This window comes from Rhizobium ecuadorense (assembly GCF_001187535.1).
GTDB lineage: Bacteria > Pseudomonadota > Alphaproteobacteria > Rhizobiales > Rhizobiaceae > Rhizobium > Rhizobium ecuadorense.
Map to the genome: position 1 here is coordinate 1 of NZ_LFIO01000116.1, position 266 is coordinate 266.

1 protein-coding gene is annotated in these 266 nt (G+C 58.3%); it reads left to right on the forward strand.

The window, feature by feature from the left end:
• Window positions 1-266 (forward strand): transporter substrate-binding protein (locus tag AF337_RS03955; RefSeq protein ID WP_152970891.1); only part of this gene is annotated, 266 nt, incomplete at both ends.

The window sequence follows — 266 nt, forward strand, 5'->3', positions numbered from 1 at the left end:
CTATCGAGCCCATTGTGTACGATCCGCAATCGACGCCCAATCTCTACAAGGAACTTGCAGTCAGGCTTTGCGACGATGACCGCGTCCGGGTCGTATTCGGTTGCCATATGTCGAGCACCCGCAAAGCCGTCCTTCCCGTCATCGAGGCCCGTGACGCGTTGCTGTTTTATCCGACGCTGTACGAGGGGTTCGAATATTCCCGGCACTGCATCTATACCGGGGCGGCCCCCAACCAAAACTCCGTCCAGCTGGTCGACTTCCTGACC